The organism is Nioella ostreopsis (assembly GCF_004000255.1).
Classification (GTDB): domain Bacteria; phylum Pseudomonadota; class Alphaproteobacteria; order Rhodobacterales; family Rhodobacteraceae; genus Nioella; species Nioella ostreopsis.
Map to the genome: position 1 here is coordinate 347,135 of NZ_RCIQ01000001.1, position 18,781 is coordinate 365,915.

Sequence of the window (18,781 nt, forward strand, 5' to 3'; positions counted from 1 at the left end):
GGATTAAACCGGCCCAAGAGTTGTTGAACGGAACTGCCATGACCTATGCCGTGATCGAAAACTGCATCAACTGCAAATACACCGACTGCGTCGAGGTATGCCCGGTGGATTGCTTCTACGAGGGGGAGAACTTCCTCGTCATTCATCCCGATGAATGCATCGATTGCGGCGTCTGCGAACCGGAATGCCCGGCGGACGCGATTCGGCCCGATACCGAGCCGGACATGGAAAAATGGGTGGAGCTGAACCGGAAATATTCCGAGATGTGGCCGGTCATTGTTTCGAAGAAGGATCCGCTGCCGACGGCAGAGGAGTTTGACGGCAAGGATGGCAAGCTGCCGTACCTGTCGGAAGCCCCGGGCGAGGGCGGCTGACCGATTCGCCCCGGCGCTGGCAGTTATGCTGGTGCCGAAAGTCATGTTGCACTGCGGCAAAACCCTGTGAAAACAGGGCTTTTGGCGATAGTTGCATTGCGAATCTTTGAAATGGCCATTTTTTGTGCTATATTCCTGTTACAAAGGATGTCTCGTGAACGCACAAGCCGCGGTCGTGCCACACCGCGCATGAAATCAAAGAATGACAGCCCGTAGTGGAAAGTCCCGCTTTCCTCGCGGTGTTTTTGTCGCCCGTGACCGGGCCGTAAAAGGAAAACCATATGAGCAAATCGCGCAAATCGCAGGACTTTCGCCCGAACGACTATGTCGTCTACCCCGCGCATGGGGTCGGGCAAATCGTGTCCATCGAGGAACAGGAAATCGCCGGGCTGTCGCTCGAACTTTTCGTGATTTCCTTCGAGAAGGACAAGATGACCCTGCGGGTGCCAACGGCGAAGGCCACCGAGGTCGGGATGCGCTCGCTGTCCAGCCCCGATGTGGTGAAGAAGGCCATGGATACGCTCAAGGGCAAGGCCCGGGTGAAGCGCGCCATGTGGTCGCGCCGGGCGCAGGAATATGAACAGAAGATCAATTCGGGCGACCTGATTTCGATCGCCGAGGTGGTCCGCGACCTGCACCGCGCCGATGACCAGCGGGAACAGTCCTATTCCGAGCGTCAGCTCTATGAGGCGGCGCTGGAGCGTCTGACCCGCGAATTGGCTGCCGTGAACGGCATGGACGAGGCCGGGGCGCAGAAACGCGTCGACGAGGTGCTGACCGCCCGCGCGGCCTGATCCGTTCCTTCGGTTGAACAGAATGACCCCGTTGCATTTTTGCGGCGGGGTTTTTTCTTGGCGGGGAAGGGCCTTCGAAGGCCCTTGAAAGCGGTTTCGAAACCGCTTCCCCTAAGGCGCTTGCAAGCGCCTTGTCACCCGGCTCAAAGCGCGGTGGCCAGAATGGCAAGCGCCGCGATTTCGGCAAGCTGTTGGCTCGCGCCCAGAATATCGCCGGTCTGCCCGCCGATCTTGGTCCGCGCCAGCAGCCCGAGCGCGATGGCCACAGTCGCAACCAGCAGCGCCGCCCATATTGCAGCCCCCCCGGTCAGGACGATCGCCAGCACCAGCGCCACGCCTGCGCCGATCGCGGCGGCCTCCATCGAAGGCCGTCCCACCGCCCGAGACAATCCGCCCTCGCGGGCGGGTGGCATCCAGGCCATCAGGGCCACCATGGGAACCCGCGACAGCATCGCGGCTGTCATCAGCGCCGGGAGAGCGTGGCCCGCCGCAATCAGACCAGCCAGCAGCGACCAGCGCGCCAGCACCGACAGGATCAGCGCCAGCACCCCGTAAGTGCCGATATGGCTGTCCTTCATGATCTCCAGCCGTCGCTCCACCGTCCAGCCCCCCCAGAGCCCGTCGGCGGTGTCTGCCAGACCGTCCTCATGCATCGCGCCGGTGACCATCGCCATGACCGCAAGGGCCAGAGCCGCAGAGAGCCCGGCCCCGAGCCCAGAAGACAGCCAGATGGCCAGCCCGGCCAGCAGCGCGGGGGTCAGCCCCGCCAGAGGCCAGGCCCAGGCCGCCGCCGCGCCTCGGGTCATATCCGGCTCGCCCGGCAGGGGCAGGCGGGTCAGCAGCCCGAGGGCCAGGCGCAGATCGCCGGTAATCTGTTGCAGAATGTCGCGCGGGGCCATGATCCCGGATCCTTTCGGTCGCATTCCAATGGACAATCCGGCATATCCGCCCAAACGCCCCTTTGGCAATGACAGAGAGACCGACGCCGATGACCACGCCCTTCACCAGCCTTGCCGAATTCCGCGCCTTTCTGGCCGAGGCCCCCGGCCCGGACAGCGCCGCCATTTCAGGCGCAGAGGAGCGCAATGGGCAGCTGACCAAGCCGCCCGGCGCGCTTGGGCGGCTGGAAGATCTGGCGATCTGGTATGCGGGCTGGCGCGGTGATGCGCGGCCGTCGCTCAATGCCCCGCAGGTGCTGGTCTTCGCGGGCAACCATGGGGTGACGGCGCGCGGTGTCTCGGCCTTTCCGGCGGAGGTCACGGTGCAGATGGTTGCCAATTTCGAGGCGGGTGGTGCCGCGATCAATCAGCTGTCGAAGGCGGCGGGGGCGTCCATGCAGGTGCACGCGCTGGATCTGGACCGGCCCACGGCGGATTTCTCAGCCGGTCCGGCCATGAGCGAGGCGGAGGTCGTGGCGGCGCTGGCGACCGGCTGGAATGCGGTCGATCCCAAGGCCGATCTGCTGGTCACCGGCGAGATGGGCATTGGCAACACCACCTCCGCCGCCGCCATTGCGCTGGCGCTCTTTGGCGGGGAGGCCGCCGATTGGACGGGCCGGGGCACGGGCGTCGATGACGCGGGCCTGGCGCTGAAGGCGCAGGTCGTGGCTGAGGGGCTGGCGGCGAACCCGCAGGCGGGTGAGGACGCGCTGGAGGCGCTGCGCTGCCTTGGCGGGCGGGAGCTTGCGGCGATGGCGGGCGCGATTGCGCGGGCTCGGGTCTTGCGCATTCCGGTCATTCTGGACGGGTTCATCTGCACGGCGGCGGCAGCCACGCTGGAACAGGCCGTGCCGGGCGCGCTGGATCACGCGGTGGCGGGGCATCTGTCGGCGGAAACCGCCCACGGCGCTGTGCTCAAACGCCTTGGCAAAGAGCCGCTCTTGGCGCTCAACATGCGGCTTGGCGAAGGATCCGGCGCGGCGCTGGCGATCAACGTGCTGAAAGGTGCGATTGCCTGCCATTCGGGGATGGCGACTTTTGCAGAGGCCGGTGTGTCGGACGGCTAAACGCCGTCCCGAGAGGACTCTTCGTCTTCCACCGGCTCCGGCAGCTCGGCCTCGTCCAGATGCGTGGCGATGGCGGTTTCCAGATTGGCGTTCAACTCGCGCGAGCGGGCCACATAGGCGTCATTCTCGGCCAGGGGGATGCCGGGCTGCCACAGCTCTGCCAGTTCGCGCAGCACGTGGCGGTCGTGGCGGTAGAAGGCCATCTCCATCTCATGCGCCTCGTATTCGGACAGCCCCATGTTTTCCAGCACGTAGCGCCCGGCGCGCAGCGAGCTGTCGAACATTTCCCGCACGATGTCGTTCGCGCCTGCCTGATACAGTTCGTAGGTATGCACCCGGTCATAGGCGCGGGCCACGATGTGGATGTCGGGGCGGCGGCGTCGGGCGTAGCGCACCAGTTTCAGCACTTCCTCCTTGCCGTCCATGGCCACCACCAGCACCTTGGCATGGTCGAGCCCTGCCGCATGCAGCAGCTCGGGCCGGGTCGGGTCGCCGAAATAGCCATGAATGCCGAAGCGGCGCAAAAGCTGGATCGTTGACAGGTCCGCGTCCAGAACCACGGTCTTGAAGCCAGACAATTGCAGCATCCGGTTCACGACCTGACCGAAGCGACCTGTCCCCGCGATGATGATGCTTTCGGGGTTGTCGATCTCATCGGCATCGGGGCTATCTTCGACCGTGTCCTTGACCAGTTTGGACAGCACTTCATAGAGGATGAAGAACAGCGGCGTCAGCAGCATCGACAGGGCGACGACCAGCAGGAGGATTTCAGAGATGTGATTGGGCAGAACGTGGCTGGCCACCGCGTAGGAAATCAGCACGAAGCCAAACTCGCCCGCCTGCGCAAGGCTGAGCGTGAACAGCCACTGGTCGCGCCCGCGCAGCCCGGCGGCAAGGCCGATCCCGTAGAGGATGAGCCCCTTGGAGATCATCACCGCCAGCGTCAGGCCAATGATCGTGAACAGATTCGACCACAGCACATCAAAGTGGATTCCTGCGCCTACGGTGATGAAGAACAGCCCCAGAAGCAGGCCCTTGAAGGGCTCGATATTGGCCTCCAGTTCATGCTTGAACTCGGAATTGGCCAGCACCACGCCCGCGATGAAGGCCCCGAGCGCGGGGGAGAGGCCCACCAGAACCATCAGGAAGGCGATGCCCACGACGATGACCAGTGCGACGGCGGTATACATCTCGCGCAGCCGCGCCATGTGGATGAACTGAAACAGCGGCCGGGTCAGGAAGCGCCCGCCCACGATGACGGCAGCGACGGCGGCGATGGTGGTCAGCGTCACGCCCCAGGCGGGCAGACCCTCGACCAGCGACAGACCTGTCTCGGCGGCGGCTTCCATGCCGGGGCGCTGGATCGAGCCATCGGGGGAAAACTGGGCGGCAGGTATGGTGGCCAGCAGCGGCAAGAGCGCCAGCATGGGGATGACGGCGATGTCCTGCGTCAGCAGGACGGAAAAGGCGGATCGCCCGCCACCCGTGCGCAGCAGTTTCTTTTCGGTCAGGGTTTGCAGGACGATCGCGGTCGATGAGAGCGCAAAGATCAGACCCACGGCCAGCGCCTGTTGCCAGGGCAGGCCGAGGATAAAGGCACCGCCCCCCAGAACCGCCGTAGAGAGACCGATCTGCGCGCCGCCAAGCCCCACCAGCTTGTCGCGCATTTCCCACAGGCCCTTGGGGTTCAGTTCCAGCCCGATCAGGAACAGCATCATGACGACACCGAACTCCGCCACGTGCTGCAACCCGTGCGGATCGGCCCCCACCTGATAGAGGATCGGGGCCAGTGCGATGCCCGCGATGAGATAGCCCAACACGGACCCAAGCCCGAGCCGCACCGAAAGCGGCACCGCGATCACCATCGCGGCGAGGTAGAGCGTGGCCTCGAAGAGGATGGAATCCATGATCTGGTGTCCTGTTGCGTTTGCAGGTGCAGCATCGCGGGTCTGCGGCGGTTTGGCAACAGGACAGGCTGTCAGGTGGGCAGGGGCGCGTCCGGCTTCTGCTGATCCATGACGATCTGGCTTTGCACCCGTGCGACGGCGGGCGTGGGCAGGATGACCTCGTGAATCAGCCGGTGCAGCGCGCCCAGATCGGTGCAATAGACCCGCAGCAGGTAGTCGGCCTCGCCCGTCAGGGTCCAGGCCGAGATGATCTCGGGCCGCGTGTCGATAATGCGAGTGAAGGCGCGGACCTGAGCGGGGTCATGGGTGGCCATCTGGACCTGTACGAACGCCTGAACATGCAGCCCGAGCGCCTCGGGCGAGACCACGGCGCGGGAGCCGGTGACGATGCCTGCCTGTTCCAGCCGCTGGCGGCGGCGGCCCGCCTGACTGGCGGATAGGTTCAACTGCTCTCCCAGTTCCTGTGCGGTCAGGCCCGCATTGCGCTGAATCGCTTTCAACAGGCGGCGGTCGGTCTCGTCGATCATATGCGTGAAATCCGCGTGAATATGCATTCCAATGCTAATGTATCGTGGAAATCTCAGCAATACCCATGATCTTCGCGCGTTTTATGTGGATCACATGCGGTAAACTCTGCCCAAGCGAACACCAGACAGGAGGAAACGCCCATGGGCCCGTTCCCGCATGACGCCCCCCGCGCCACCATTACCGCAGAGAACCCCGCCGGAACCGACGGGTTCGAATTCGTTGAATTCGCCCATCCCGATCCGCAACAGCTTCGCGATCTCTTCGCCAAGATGGGGTTCGTGCACACCGCAAATCACAAGACCAAGGCGGTTGAGCTGTGGCAGCAGGGCGATATCTCTTACATCCTGAACGCCGAGCCGGGCAGCTTTGCCGCCAAGTTCGTCGAGGAGCATGGCCCCTGCGCGCCCGCGATGGCCTGGCGCGTCGTGAATGCTCAGCACGCCTATGAGCACGCGATTTCCAAGGGCGCGGAAGCCTATGAGGGCGACGACAAGACGCTCGACTGGCCCGCGATCAAGGGGATCGGCGGCAGCCTGATCTATTTCACCGACCGGTATTTCGACGCCTCGCCCTATAACGAGGAGTTTGACTGGATCAGCAGCGCCCATCCGCAGGGCGCGGGCTTCTACTACCTCGATCACCTGACCCACAATGTCCACAAGGGCAATATGGACACGTGGTTCCGGTTTTACGGCGACCTGTTCAACTTCAAGGAAATCCGTTTCTTCGATATCGAGGGCAAATTCACCGGGCTTTTGTCGCGCGCGCTGACATCCCCGTGCGGGCGCATCCGCATTCCGATCAACGAGGACCGGGGTGAGAAGGGTCAGATTGTCGAATATCTCAAGCGCTACAAGGGCGAGGGCATTCAGCATATCGCCGTGGGCACCGAGAATATCTATGCCTCGACCGACCTAATCTCGAACGCCGGTATCAAGTTCATGCCCGGCCCGAACGAGGCCTATTACGACCTGTCCTATGACCGGGTCAAAGGCCATGACGAGCCGAAAGAGAAGATGATGAAGCACGGCATCCTGATCGACGGCGAAGGCGTGGTCGATGGGGGGGAGACCAAGATCCTGCTGCAGATTTTCTCCAAGACCGTGATCGGGCCGATCTTCTTCGAATTCATCCAGCGCAAGGGCGATGACGGGTTCGGCGAGGGCAACTTCAAGGCGCTCTTCGAGTCGATCGAGGCCGAGCAGATCGAACGCGGTTTGTTCACCGACGAAGAAAAGGGTGACGCGGCCTGATCAGGGCCACGCGTCTAAGACCAGGGGAGGGGCCCCCGTCCGGCGATCCGGGCGGGGGTTTTTCGTCAGTTGAAGGCGAGCACCCCGAAGATGATCGCGATGGCCACGCCGCCGCGTCCAATGGAGCCAAGGGTTTTCATGCGCTTCAGGTCGGGTCGCGTGCCGGTTTTCTCGGCCTTCAGGGCAATGGCCGTCATCATCGTGACGGGAACAAGAACCGCCGTGGCCCCGACCATCTTGACCCAGAAGGTCCAGTCCAGCGCCGCGATGTCATGGCGGCCAAGGGTCATGCCAAGACCCGAGAGCCACAGAAGGATGACCGCGCCAAAGCCGATCTTGCCGATCACGCCCATGGTCTGGGCCACCATCGGCGGCGGAGGCCCGCCAGAGGCGATGACCTTTTTCAGAAGCAGCCCGTTGCCGATGCTCGCGGCGCCGCCTGCGAACAGGCTGAACATGTGAATGATCTTGAGTGCGATCAGCATGACGTCCCCCTTCATGCAATCTATGGAGGGGAACCTTGGGCCATACCGTCTCCGGGGTCAAATCGGAAACTCTGCAGCCAAATTCCATTTGCGATAGCGGGCTTCGAAAGGCATGTCGGGATTGGGCTTGCAGGGAGGCTGACATGAAACGCTCGACGATCAATGACATCATGGGGCAGGCGGATGCGTTCATCCGCTCATTCGGCTTTGCCCTGCCGCCCTTTGCCTACTGGACCCCCGAGGAGATGCGCGCGCGCCGGGGGCAGATCGACGGGATCGTGCAGGGCCGCATGGGCTGGGATATCACCGATTATGGCGAGGGCCGGTTCGACGAGATGGGACTGTTCCTGTTCACCCTGCGCAACGGGCGGCAGGCGGATCTGAAGAAAGGTGGCGGCATGTGCTACGCCGAGAAGTTGCTGATTTCGCGAAAGGATCAGTTGAGCCCGATGCACCGGCACTATCTGAAGGCCGAGGATATCATCAACCGGGGCGGCGCCACGATGGCCATTGAGCTGTTCGGCTCTGCCCCCGATGGCAGCCTCGACGAAACGGCAGGCGGCACGGTTCTGTGCGACGGGATCGCGCGGGACTATGCGCCCGGTGAGGTGCTGCTGTTCCAGCCCGGTGAAAGCATCACGCTGATGCCCGGCGACTGGCATGCGTTCTGGGGCGAGGGCGGCGATGTGCTGATCGGTGAGGTGTCCACGGTGAATGACGACGAGGCGGATAACTGGTTCCGCGATCCGATCGGGCGGTTTGCCGAGATCGAGGAGGATGTTGCGCCGACGCATCTGCTGGTGTCGGATTACGGGCGCTGGTTGGGATGATCCGGAGGGATTTCGCCGTGCCTTCGGCACGTCGACCCGCGCGGCCCTGACGGGCCGCGTTCGAGGCCGCGGCAGGTATCGACCGGGGATGGGGGCGCTGCCCCCGCCGCCTTTCGGCGGCTCCCCCGAGGTATTTTGGCCAAGATGAAAGGGTGAGGGTGTTTCGGGGTGGAGGGCCTGTTAACCTTAACGAAAGCATTGATGTCGCAGGCTGATTGCCGCCGGAGTGTCGGGCGCGGCTTCCCAAGGGCGGGTGGGGCCGCTAAAACGCGCCGGACAGGTTACCAGAAGGTTCCGAAACATGACCCAGATCCGCCCGCAACCCGGCATCATGGAGATCGCGCTCTATCAGGGGGGCGGGGCCTCCATCGCGGGGCAGGAAAAGCCGCTGAAGCTCAGTTCGAACGAGAACCCGTTCGGGCCGGGGCCGAAGGCGGTGGCTGCCGTTCAGGCTGCGGCGGGGGCGATGCATCTTTATCCGTCCACGGATCACGTTGGTTTGCGCACGGCCATTGGCGAGGTGCATGGGCTCGACCCTGACCGGATCATCTGCGGCGTCGGTTCGGACGAGATCATCACGTTCCTGTGCCAGGCCTATGCGGGGCCGGGCGACGAGGTGCTGTATACGGAACACGGGTTCCTGATGTACAAGATTTCGGCGCTGGCCGCGGGCGCGACCCCGGTCGTGGCGCCGGAGCGGGAGCGGACCGTTGACGTCGACGCGATCCTTGCAAAGGTGACCAGCCGCACGCGGCTCGTGTTCATTGCCAATCCCAACAACCCCACCGGCACCATGATCGGCGGCAACGAGGTGGCGCGGCTGGCGGCGGGCTTGCCCGAGAACTGCCTGCTGGTGCTGGACGGGGCCTATGCGGAATATGTGGATGGGTTCGATGGCGGTGCGGGGCTGGTCGATGCGCGCGACAATGTCGTGATGACCCGGACCTTTTCCAAGATCTACGGGCTAGGCGGGTTGCGCGTGGGCTGGGGCTACGCCCCCCGCGCGGTGGTCGACGTTCTTACCCGTGTGCGCGGGCCGTTCAACCTGTCCACGCTGGCGCTGGCGGGGGCCGAGGCCGCCGTGCGTGACACGGACTACGTGGACCACTGCCGGGCGGTCAACACCGCGCAGCGCAAGCGGCTGGCTGAGGGCATGGCGGCGCTTGGCTTCCCCTCTGATCCGTCCGAGGGCAATTTCATCCTTTGCCGGATGGAGGATGAGGCCACGGCACAAGCCGCTGACGCGCATCTGAAATCCAAGGGCATCATCGTGCGGCTGGTGGCGGGCTATGGCCTGCCCGATTGCATCCGCATTACGGTCGGATCCGAGGCGGATGTGACCCGCGTGCTGGATGCGATGGCGGATTTCGGAGGCGCGGCATGAGCGTGATGTACAACCGCGTGGCGCTGATCGGTCTGGGGCTGATCGCCGGGTCCATGGCCCATGCCATGCGGCGCGACGGGCTGGCCGGAGAGATCGTGGGCACCGCGCGCTCGGCGGAAACGCGCGACGTGGCAAGGGAAATCGGACTCTGTGATAGGGTCGTGGACAGCGCTTCCGAGGCCGTGGAGGGCGCCGATCTGGTGGTTCTGGCGGTGCCCGTGGGCGCCATGGGCCGCGTGGCCGAAGAGATTGCGCCGCATCTGGCGCCCGGCGCGACCGTGACCGATGTGGGCTCCGTCAAGAAGGACGTGGTCGATCAGGTCGGGCCGCATCTGCCCGAGGGCGTGCATTTCATCCCCGGCCACCCGCTGGCGGGGACGGAACATTCTGGCCCGCGATCGGGCTTCGCGGAGCTGTTCGAGAACCGCTATACCCTGCTGACCCCGGTCGAGGGCATTGACCCGGAGGCTGTGGCGCAGCTACGCGCGCTGTGGGAGGGGATGGGGGCAAATGTGGAGGAAATGGATGCCGAGCATCATGACCTCGTGCTGGCCGTGACCTCGCACACTCCGCACCTGATTGCCTACACGATGGTGGGCGTGGCCGACCACCTGCGCCGGGTGACGGAAAGCGAGGTCATCAAGTATTCCGCCGCCGGTTTCCGCGACTTCACCCGGATTGCCGCAAGCGACCCAACCATGTGGCGCGACGTGTTCCTGACCAACAAGGAAGCGACGCTGGATATCCTTGGCCGGTTCACCGAGGAACTGTTCGTTCTGCAGCGCGCCATTCGCATGGGCGATGGCGATGCGCTGTTCGATTATTTCACCCGCACGCGGGCGATCCGGCGCGGCATCATCGAGGCCGGGCAGGACACGGATGCGCCGGATTTCGGCCGTGTCAAACCACGTCAGGATGGAGACAAGGGATGAGGCTTGCGCGGGCGGCATTGGTGGCGGTTCTGGGCTTTGCCCTGCCCGCCTTTGCCTATGCGCCCGCGCAATCCCTGCGCCCCTTGCCGCGCCCTGTCTCAACCCCGGCACCGCAAAGCCCGGCCGACCGGGTGGTTGGCCCCTCTGATCCGCTTGTGGTGACGATCCGGGCCACCGATCTGGCGCCGTCGGCATCCCTGCGGCCGATTTATCGGCCGGGGCGGGCCGAGCAGGTGACGGAGCTGCGGCCGGATCAGACCATCGTGGCGGAACTGCCCCCGGAAGAGACCGAGGAGCGGGGGCCGCCGCGCGGGTTGCTGGCTTTGCTGACCGGGCAGAACCGGCGCAACCCGCCGGGGATGACCGCGGTGCGCGTCTCCTTGCGCCCCGTGGAACGGCCTGCGGGGCTGGCGGCGGCCATTCGCGCGGCGGAAACGCGGGGCACGCCGGGGCGGGTGACGCAGCCGGGCCAGCGCGGGGCGCTTTGCGGGCAGCGCGGCATTATCGGCGACCGGCTGGAGCGGATTCCGGGGCGGATCAACGGCTGCGGCATTGCGGAGCCGGTGCGGGTGCGCGAGATCGACGGCATTACCCTGGCGCAGCCCGCCACGATCAACTGTGATACGGCGCTGGCGGTGCAGGAGTGGCTGAACGATGCGGTCATTCCCACCGTGGGGCGATATGGTGGCGGGGTGGCGTCGCTGCGCGTCGTCGCCTCCTATTCCTGCCGGACGCGCAACAACCAGCCCGGCGCGCGGCTGTCGGAACATGCCACCGGAAACGCCATTGATATCGCCGGGATCGGTCTGGTGGACGGGTCCGAGATCTCGGTTCTGGACGACTGGGACGGAGGGCGCGAGGGCCGCATCCTGAGACAGCTGCACGAGGCCGCCTGCGGCACGTTCGGCACGGTTCTGGGGCCGGGGTCGGACCGCTACCATCGGGACCATTTCCATCTGGACGTGGCGGCCTATCGCGGCGGGGCTTACTGCCGGTAGCGTTTGGCAGCTGAGACCCTGCTCCCAGACCGAAGTCGATTCGCACTCAGTAGCTCGATCAATGGCGCGAGGGGCAGCAACGCGGGACGAAGTGAGCTTTCGCTGCGGTTGCGCCAAGGGCTGCTTATTAGGAATTTCCCGGTTACAAGTTGAAGCCAAAATGTTCCTAGAATTCGTTCGGAGTCTTCATGACCTTCAAATACCGACCTGCTGAAGGGAGCGACGGGCGCTCTTGTGCAGAAATTGTTCGGGACTGGAGCGCAGAGACGCCTTGGTTAGGCCCGCTGAACGAGTTTGAGAGTGTTGTGGAATGGTGGACCGGCTGTTTGCATCACGTTGATACCTCTTGGGTTTGTGAAGAAAACGGTAAGGTCGTTGGGTTCTGCGTTCGGCAAGACGATAATCTTACGTGCCTTTATGTCTCACGCGATGCACGGGGCCGCGGTATCGGGAAGCACTTATTCGACATGGCCAAGGCGGATCGAGAGTGGATTACGGTATGGGCATACGAGGAAAACCCTCGCGCTCGCAAGTTTTATCGCCGGGAAGGCTGTGTCGAGATTTCTCGTGAGATCGAAGAAGGAACGGGCCTGGTCGACATCGAGCACCGATGGGCGAAGTCAAAGTAACGAGCGATGTCGTTGCCTTTCAGATTTCCGTTCGCGGATGTAGAAAAAGCGGTGTGGCTTAATACTGGACATTCAGACGCGGGGCCGCATCGGTCCATATGGGCTCTCTGCTGACAATTGTCTGCTTCCCATAGGAGTGCCGAACCAACCTCCGGCATCAAGCGTCGTGAAATAGTTTCTTTTGTTGCGAGGGTTAGCGCAACACCAATCGCGGGGCGGGGCCAAGCGGGATCGGCCCGAAATAGACCTGCCCGCCGGAAAAGCGGAGCGTCGCGTCAAGATCCTCAGACCTGCCTGAGAGGCCCGCCAGCAAGCCAAGCCCGGTTTCCAGCGTGCCGCGGAACCCCTCGGGGATGGCGCCTGCATTGACCCCGATCTCGATCATTTCGCGCCAGTTCTGCGCGCGGACTGACAGGTCGCCGGTAGGCAGCCCCTCGGCATCCACATCCAGATCACCCGACAGGCGCAGCGCCAGGTCGCCCCAATCGGCGCGCAGTTCGGCCAGTTCCACCCGGGTGATCGCCGGACGGCTGCTTTCCAGCGCCGTCAGATCCCAGGCGCGGGCGAAGCCCATGATCGCCTCAAAGCGGACGGTCTCGATCTCCCGCGGCAGCAGCCCGGCGGGATCGAGCAGCGCCAGAACCTCGCCTGCCGGGGTCACGCCGCTGGCGTCGATGCGGATGTCGTAGCGATGGCCCGGCTCGTCGCGTTCCACAACCATCGCCAGGGCCTGATCCACCCGGCTGGACCAGCCCAGATCGCTCTCCATCTCCAGCGCCGCGATGCGGGTTTCGGACTGCACCAGGGCCAGATAATCCAGCGGCCGGACATGCAGCATCGCCTCCAGCTGCTCGGCGCGGATGGTGATGCGTTCGAGCGGGGTCGACAGGGTATGCTCGGCAGGCCAGATCGCGCGGATCGCCTGTGGCTGGTAGGCGTCCTGTTCCAGCCGAAACCCGTCTGCCTCCAGCGCCCATCCGCTGAACGGATCGGCCAGCATCAGACCGGGCAGGGTGGTGACGAAGCGAAACGGATAGCCCGAGGTCTGCACGCTGTCATGGGCCACGACCCACCCGGCGGCGTCCCGGTCGTTCAGCCAATAGGTCACCAGCCGTTCCGTGGCGATGGACCCGGCCAGCCACACGATCGACCAGATCGCGACAAGCGCACCGATCACCCAGGCCCAGACCTTCATGGCGCTCATCTCCTGTTTCATCCCGCCCATGCACTGCATATACGGGGGCGGGTACAGGTGGCCATAGGACAAGGTGGAAAAGGCATGACAGCAGCGGATCTTTGGGTGTTCGGCTATGGATCGCTGATCTGGAACCCCGGTTTCGACGTGGTCGAGACACGGATCGCGCGGCTGCCCGGCTGGCATCGGTCCTTTTGCATGAGTTCGATCCACCATCGCGGCACGGTCGAAAGCCCCGGTCTGGTGCTGGCGCTTGACGCGGCGGATGCGGCGCATTGCGACGGGCTGGCCTTTCGGGTCGACGCAGCCAAGGCGCCCGCGACCATCGACTATCTGCGCGAGCGGGAGCTGATCTCTTCAGCCTATCTGGAACGCGAATTGCCGATCACCTTCCATGGCGGCGGCGAGGCGGTGGCGGTCACCTATGTGATCGACCGCGACCATGAGCAATATGTGGCGGGGATGAGCCTTGAAAAACAGGCGCAGATCATCGCCCACGCGGTCGGCGGACGTGGCCCGAATGACGAGTATCTCTACAACACCGCCGCCCATCTGGCCGAGCTTGATCTGGCCGATGTGGATCTTGATTGGCTGGTGCACCGGGTTCGGGCGCTGAAACAGGGGTGACCTTGCGCCGGAATGCATGCGCAGGCCCCGCAACGCTTGGCAGAATGGTGCAGGCACGGTAGGGTGAGCGCGTGAAAAACGGGATGGCAAGAACACCGTGACGAGCAGACCAGACGCGCCGCGCTTTACGCAACCGATCCGTCAGATCGCGATCATGCTGATGATCTGCGGGCTGGTGGGGCTTGGCACCTTCCTTGTCTGGGCCAGCATCGAGCCCGTGGTGACCGCCAATACCTATCTCAACGGCACCATCGCCCTGGTCTTCTTTGCCGGCGTTCTTGCCTGTTTCTGGCAGGTTGTGCAGCTGTTTTCGTCGATTTCCTGGATCGAGGGCATCGCCAATGGCGCGGGTGAGGATCAAGGCAAGCCGCCGCTTCTGCTGGCGGCGCTGTCGGGCATCTTTCAGGCTCGTGGATCGCGGCTGCAACTGACCTCCGCCTCGTCACGCTCGGTGCTGGATTCCGTGGGTGCGCGGATGGAAGAGGCGCGCGACATCACGCGCTACATCACCAGCCTGCTGATTTTCCTTGGCCTTCTGGGCACCTTCTACGGGCTTGCGGTTACGGTTCCGGCGGTGGTGGAAACGATCCGCTCGCTGCAACCATCGGCCGATGATTCCGGCATCGAAGTGTTTTCGCGCCTGATGGGCGGGCTGGAAGACCAGTTGGGCGGCATGGGAACGGCCTTCGCCTCGTCGCTGCTTGGCCTTGCGGGATCTCTGGTTGTGGGCCTGTTGGAGCTGTTTGCCGGCCATGGCCAGAACCGGTTCTACCGCGAAATGGAAGAATGGCTGTCCACCATTACCCGCGTCAGTTTTTCCTCGGGAGATGGCGAAGGCGGCGGGCTGGACCGAGCGGCGATTGCCACGGTGCTGGATCACATGGTCGACCAGATCGACACCTTGCAGGGTCTCTTCACCCAATCCGAGGCGCGCCATCAGGAAACCGAGGCACGGCTTGGCGAGATGACCGGCGTACTGGCGGACCTTGCCGAACGGCTCGGCCCCGGACAGGTCGCCGCGACCGAACGGCTGGCGGCGGCGCAGGACCGGCTGGCCGAGGTGCTGTCTGCCACCTCGGGTGAAGGTGGCATTGATGCGGAAAGCCGGATGCGGCTGCGGTCGATCGACGTGCAGTTGCTGAAGATCTTCGAGGAAATGGGCAGTTCGCGGCAGGAAGAGATCGGTGCCCTGCGCGCCGATATCGGTGAGTTGACCGGCGCGATACGGGAGCTGACGCGCTCGGCCTCGCAGCCCCGCCAGCGCCCCGTCCCGCAACGTCGTGCGCCCCCCGAAGACCCGGCCCCGGAGGGCTGATCCATGGCCTTCCACCGGCGTTCCGGCACGCGCTTTACCGCCTCGATCTGGCCCGGTTTCGTGGATGCCATCACCGCGCTGTTGATGGTGATGATCTTCGTTCTGACGATCTTTATGATCGTGCAGTTCGTGCTGTCGGAAACGATCAACAATCAGGATGACGAGCTGAACGTTCTGAACGCGCAGCTCAATGAACTGGCCGATGCGCTTGGTCTGGCGCAAAGCCGCTCGGCGCAGCTGGAACAGCGGGTGGCGACGCTTGGCGCCAGCCTGTCCGAGGCCGAAGGCGAGTTGCAGTTGCAGGCCGCGTTGATCGCCTCGCTGACGGCGGAAACCGAGGGGCAGGCGGCGCGGATTGCTGATTTCGAGGCACAGGTGGCGTCGCTCATTGCGGCCAACACGGATCTGACCGAGGAACGCGACGCGGTGCAGGCGGATCTGGAGGCGCGGGTGTCAGAGGTCGATGCGCTGACCCTGGCGCTGGCCACCGCGCGGGACGAGATCGACGTGGCCGCCGAACAGGCGCGCCTGGCCGCAGCCGAACGCGAGGCGCTGGAGGCGCTGATCGCCGATCTGGAATCCGAGGCTGCCATGCAGGAGGCGACGCTCGCTGACACGCTGGCTGCCTTGCAGGCCCAGGAAGAAACCTCCGCCGGGTTGCAGACAGACCTGACCACGGCGCTTGCCGCACTTGCGGGCGAGGAAGCCCTGACCGCCACGCTCGAAGCGCAGATCGCCGAGCTGGAGCAAGACCTGACCGCCGAGGAGGCCGCGTTGCTGGCCGAACAGGCGGCTGCTGCGGCCTTGCGGGAACGGCTGTCGGTCCTGGAAACCAACCTCGACAGCGAAGAGGCCGCACGACTGGCAGAGGCCGCTGCCGCCGCCGCCCTGCGCGACCGGCTGTCCGATACCGAGGCGCAGCTGTCGGATGAAGAAGCTGCAAGATTGGCAGAGGCCGCCGCCGCCGAGGCCCTGCGCGCGCGCCTGCAAGAGGCCGATGCCGAGCTGACTGCAATGGCGCTGGCGTTGGAGGAGCGGCGGCAGGAAGCAGAGGATACGTTGACCCTGCTGGCCGCCGCCGATCAGGCGCGGGAGAATTTCGCCGCCCGCCTTGCGACCGCGCTGGCCGACAACAGCGCGCAGGGCGAACGCATCACCGAACTGGAGGCGAGCCTTGCCGCTGCCAGCGAGGAGGCAGGCCGCCTTTCGGATCTGGAGGCGCAGCTGGCACTGGCGCTTGCCGCTCGCGCGCAGGACGCCGCCGCTCTGGCCGAGACACAGGCCGCGCTGGAGGCTGCGCAATCCGTGGCCGCGGATCGCGCCACCGAAATGTCGTCGCTGGAGGAGGAACTGGCCCGCGCCCTGGCCCGGCTGACGGCGCAAGCTACTCAAAGCCGCGCGCGGATCGCCGCGCTCGAAGAGGATATCGCGGCTGCCAATGCCAACGCCGCCGCGACAGCGGCCGCCCTGACGGCAAGCGAGGAAACGGTTGCCGGGCTGCAAACGCAGCTTGCGACGGCCCTGCAACAGGCCGACCAGCGCGCGGAAGCGGATGCCGGGCGGCTCGCGGAACTGGAGACCGATCTGGCCGCAGCCGAAGGCACGGCCGCCGCGGCTCAGGCCGAATTGACCGAGAGCCGGGAGACATTGACCGGGCTGGAGGCCGAGCTGGCCGCAGCCCTTGTGCGCGCCACGCGCGACGCCGAACGGATCACGGCGCTGGAACAGGATCTGGGAACCGCACGGGCCGAAGCTGCTGCCGCGCAATCGGATCTCGACAACAGCTCCGAAAGCCTCGATGCGCTGCAAACGCAACTGGCCGCAGCGCTCCAGTCGGCACAGGCGCAGGCCGGCGAGGATGCGGCGCGCATTGCCGCGCTGGAAACCGATCTGGTCGCCGCGCAGGCCGAAACCGAAGCCGCCGAAGCGGGGCTGGCCCGGCGCGGTGCGGAACTGACGGCGCTGGAGGCGGATCTTGCTGCGGCGCTTGCGCGGGCCACGCTGGCGACGGACCGGGTGGCAGAGGTCGAAGCCGATCTGTCTGCGTCACAGGCCGAAAGCGCCGTTCTGCGGGAAGAACAGGCCGCCAACCAAACCGCCCTGACTGCAATGGAGGCAGAGCTGACACAGGCCCTGCTGGATCTGGCGCGGGCCGAGCAGACGGCGGAATCGCGCATCGCGGCGCTTGAGGCGGAACTGGCGGCATCCGAGGCCGCACGGGAAACTGCGGGAGCAGAAGCCGCCGGGGCCCTGTCCGATCTGGAGGAACAACTGGCCGCCGCCCTGACCGCTCAGATGCTGGCCGAAGCCACCGCCGAAGACCGCCTGAGCGAAGCGGAACAGCGCTCGGCCCTTCTGGCGCAAGCCAATCTGGAACTGGAAACGGCGGAGGCGGCATCTGCGGAAAGCCAGCGCCAAATCGCGGCGCTGAACGAACAGGTGGCGGCCCTGCGCACACAGCTTGGCGAGTTGCAGGGGCTGCTCGATACGTCCCGGGCGGCGGATGCGGCGGCGCAGGTGCAGGTGGAAACGCTCGGGGCCGATCTGAACGCGGCGCTGGCGCGGCTGGCGGCGGAAAGCGACGCGCTGGCCGCATCAGAGGCCGCGCGGGCAGAGGCCGAGGCGGAAGCACGCCGTCTGGCCGAGGCCGAGGCCGAACGTCTGGCCGCCGAGGCGCAGGAGCTGGAACGCTATCGGTCGGAGTTCTTCGGTCGCCTGCGCGAATTGCTTGAGGGGCGCGACGGGGTGCGGATCGAGGGGGATCGCTTCGTCTTCGCCTCCGAGGTGCTGTTCGAGGTCGGGTCCGCCGATCTCTCGCCCGAAGGGGAGGCGCAGATCGCCAATGTGGCGGAACTGCTGTTCGACGTGGCGGGGGAAATCCCCTTGTCGGTGGATTGGATCGTCCGCGTCGATGGTCACACGGATGACCAGCAGCTGCGCCCGACCGCCGAATACGCCAATAACTGGGAACTCAGTCAGGCCCGTGCCCTGTCGGTGGTTCTGTTCATGAGCGAGGAACTGGGCTTTCCCCCGGCGCGGCTGGCGGCGACGGGGTTCGGTGAATTCCGCCCGATTGCATCGAATGACACTGAAGAGGGCCGCGCCCAGAACCGCCGGATCGAACTGAAGCTGACGGAACGGTGAGGGAACTTCTGGACGAATTGCTGGCCTGCGAAACCCGTGTGTGGGAGGCCTTGGTGGCGGGTGATTGCGAAGCCGATGCCGCGGCATTGGCGGTGGATTTTCTGGGTGTCTATCCAGATGGCTTTGCGGGCAGGGACGCCCATTCCGGGCAAGTGTCGCAAGGCCCCACCGTGGCGCGCTACCGATTGAGCGAGGCGCGGCTGTTGCCGCTTGGCCCCGATCACGCGCTTCTGGCCTATCGCGCGACCTATCTGCGGGTGGGTCGGGCGGCAGAGGAAGAGATGTTCGTGTCCTCCATCTGGCGTCGCGAGGGGGCCGGGTGGGTGAACGTGTTCAGCCAGGACACCCCTGCAACCGGCATTCCGGTTCCCTGAGAAAAAA

At 65.0% G+C, this 18,781-nt stretch carries 18 protein-coding genes; 13 read left to right on the plus strand and 5 right to left on the minus strand.

The window, feature by feature from the left end; all coding sequences use genetic code 11:
* Positions 1 to 38 precede the first annotated feature (38 nt).
* Together fdxA and EP237_RS01775 are read left to right on the plus strand one after the other, a co-directional pair.
* Positions 39 to 374 (plus strand): ferredoxin FdxA, encoded by a 336-nt coding sequence (gene fdxA / locus EP237_RS01770; RefSeq protein WP_117297297.1) that lies wholly within the window; start codon positions 39 to 41, stop codon positions 372 to 374.
* A gap of 281 nt (positions 375 to 655) precedes the next feature.
* The gene (locus EP237_RS01775; RefSeq protein WP_071688650.1) at positions 656 to 1,168 is read left to right on the plus strand and encodes a CarD family transcriptional regulator; all 513 of its coding nucleotides are present in this window, start codon (positions 656 to 658) and stop codon (positions 1,166 to 1,168) included.
* Positions 1,169 to 1,311: 143 nt separating this feature from the next.
* Here the strand turns inward: EP237_RS01775 and cobS are convergent, their stop codons facing one another.
* Positions 1,312 to 2,067 carry an adenosylcobinamide-GDP ribazoletransferase gene (cobS, locus tag EP237_RS01780; RefSeq protein ID WP_127557463.1) on the minus strand — a complete coding sequence of 252 codons (756 nt, stop codon included), beginning with the start codon at positions 2,065 to 2,067 and terminating at the stop codon, positions 1,312 to 1,314.
* An 89-nt stretch (positions 2,068 to 2,156) separates the two neighbouring features.
* On the opposite strand from cobS, the gene cobT reads away from it, so the two are divergent.
* Entirely contained in the window at positions 2,157 to 3,173 is a 1,017-nt protein-coding gene (cobT, locus tag EP237_RS01785) for a nicotinate-nucleotide--dimethylbenzimidazole phosphoribosyltransferase (RefSeq protein WP_127557802.1), read from the plus strand.
* Here the strand turns inward: cobT and EP237_RS01790 are convergent.
* On the minus strand, positions 3,170 to 5,080 hold the full coding sequence (locus EP237_RS01790) for a cation:proton antiporter domain-containing protein (protein ID WP_127557465.1): 1,911 nt from the start codon (positions 5,078 to 5,080) through the stop codon (positions 3,170 to 3,172). The two genes, cobT and EP237_RS01790, sit on opposite strands and share 4 nt — an antisense overlap.
* A gap of 71 nt (positions 5,081 to 5,151) precedes the next feature.
* Positions 5,152 to 5,607: an Lrp/AsnC family transcriptional regulator gene (locus EP237_RS01795; protein ID WP_127557804.1), complete on the minus strand. Its 456-nt coding sequence runs from the start codon at positions 5,605 to 5,607 to the stop codon at positions 5,152 to 5,154.
* A gap of 141 nt (positions 5,608 to 5,748) precedes the next feature.
* Here EP237_RS01795 and hppD point away from each other — a divergent pair, with 141 nt between their 5' ends.
* The gene (gene hppD / locus EP237_RS01800; protein WP_127557467.1) at positions 5,749 to 6,861 is read left to right on the plus strand and encodes a 4-hydroxyphenylpyruvate dioxygenase; all 1,113 of its coding nucleotides are present in this window, start codon (positions 5,749 to 5,751) and stop codon (positions 6,859 to 6,861) included.
* Positions 6,862 to 6,926: 65 nt separating this feature from the next.
* Here hppD and EP237_RS01805 read toward each other — a convergent pair whose 3' ends face one another.
* The gene (locus EP237_RS01805; RefSeq protein ID WP_127557469.1) at positions 6,927 to 7,346 is read right to left on the minus strand and encodes a hypothetical protein; all 420 of its coding nucleotides are present in this window, start codon (positions 7,344 to 7,346) and stop codon (positions 6,927 to 6,929) included.
* Between the two features lie 143 nt (positions 7,347 to 7,489).
* On the opposite strand from EP237_RS01805, the gene EP237_RS01810 reads away from it, so the two are divergent.
* The 5 genes from EP237_RS01810 to EP237_RS01830 all read left to right on the plus strand — a co-directional run bounded on the left by EP237_RS01810 (position 7,490) and on the right by EP237_RS01830 (position 12,119).
* Entirely contained in the window at positions 7,490 to 8,176 is a 687-nt protein-coding gene (locus EP237_RS01810; protein ID WP_127557471.1) for a D-lyxose/D-mannose family sugar isomerase, read from the plus strand.
* A 301-nt stretch (positions 8,177 to 8,477) separates the two neighbouring features.
* Positions 8,478 to 9,560 (plus strand): histidinol-phosphate transaminase, encoded by a 1,083-nt coding sequence (gene hisC / locus EP237_RS01815; RefSeq protein ID WP_127557473.1) that lies wholly within the window; start codon positions 8,478 to 8,480, stop codon positions 9,558 to 9,560.
* Positions 9,557 to 10,492, plus strand: coding sequence for a prephenate/arogenate dehydrogenase family protein (locus EP237_RS01820; RefSeq protein ID WP_127557475.1), 936 nt, complete (start codon positions 9,557 to 9,559; stop codon positions 10,490 to 10,492). The genes hisC and EP237_RS01820 overlap by 4 nt, the downstream gene beginning before the upstream one ends.
* Entirely contained in the window at positions 10,489 to 11,490 is a 1,002-nt protein-coding gene (locus EP237_RS23425; protein WP_240661446.1) for an extensin-like domain-containing protein, read from the plus strand. The genes EP237_RS01820 and EP237_RS23425 overlap by 4 nt, the downstream gene beginning before the upstream one ends.
* 188 nt (positions 11,491 to 11,678) lie before the next feature.
* Entirely contained in the window at positions 11,679 to 12,119 is a 441-nt protein-coding gene (locus EP237_RS01830) for a GNAT family N-acetyltransferase (RefSeq protein ID WP_127557477.1), read from the plus strand.
* Positions 12,120 to 12,312: 193 nt separating this feature from the next.
* Here the strand turns inward: EP237_RS01830 and EP237_RS01835 are convergent, their stop codons facing one another.
* Complete coding sequence (locus EP237_RS01835; protein WP_164744590.1) at positions 12,313 to 13,344, minus strand: DUF2125 domain-containing protein; 1,032 nt, start codon at positions 13,342 to 13,344, stop codon at positions 12,313 to 12,315.
* A 54-nt stretch (positions 13,345 to 13,398) separates the two neighbouring features.
* Between EP237_RS01835 and EP237_RS01840 the strand changes: the two genes are divergently transcribed.
* The 4 genes from EP237_RS01840 (at position 13,399) to EP237_RS01855 (ending at position 18,774) form a co-directional block, all read left to right on the plus strand.
* Complete coding sequence (locus EP237_RS01840; protein WP_127557481.1) at positions 13,399 to 13,941, plus strand: gamma-glutamylcyclotransferase; 543 nt, start codon at positions 13,399 to 13,401, stop codon at positions 13,939 to 13,941.
* A 154-nt stretch (positions 13,942 to 14,095) separates the two neighbouring features.
* Positions 14,096 to 15,256, plus strand: coding sequence for a biopolymer transporter ExbB (locus EP237_RS01845; RefSeq protein WP_420812501.1), 1,161 nt, complete (start codon positions 14,096 to 14,098; stop codon positions 15,254 to 15,256).
* A 3-nt stretch (positions 15,257 to 15,259) separates the two neighbouring features.
* Positions 15,260 to 18,400 (plus strand): peptidoglycan -binding protein, encoded by a 3,141-nt coding sequence (locus EP237_RS01850; protein WP_127557485.1) that lies wholly within the window; start codon positions 15,260 to 15,262, stop codon positions 18,398 to 18,400.
* On the plus strand, positions 18,397 to 18,774 hold the full coding sequence (locus EP237_RS01855; protein WP_127557487.1) for a nuclear transport factor 2 family protein: 378 nt from the start codon (positions 18,397 to 18,399) through the stop codon (positions 18,772 to 18,774). Before EP237_RS01850 ends, EP237_RS01855 begins: the two co-directional genes overlap by 4 nt.
* The last annotated feature ends 7 nt before the right edge of the window (positions 18,775 to 18,781 follow it).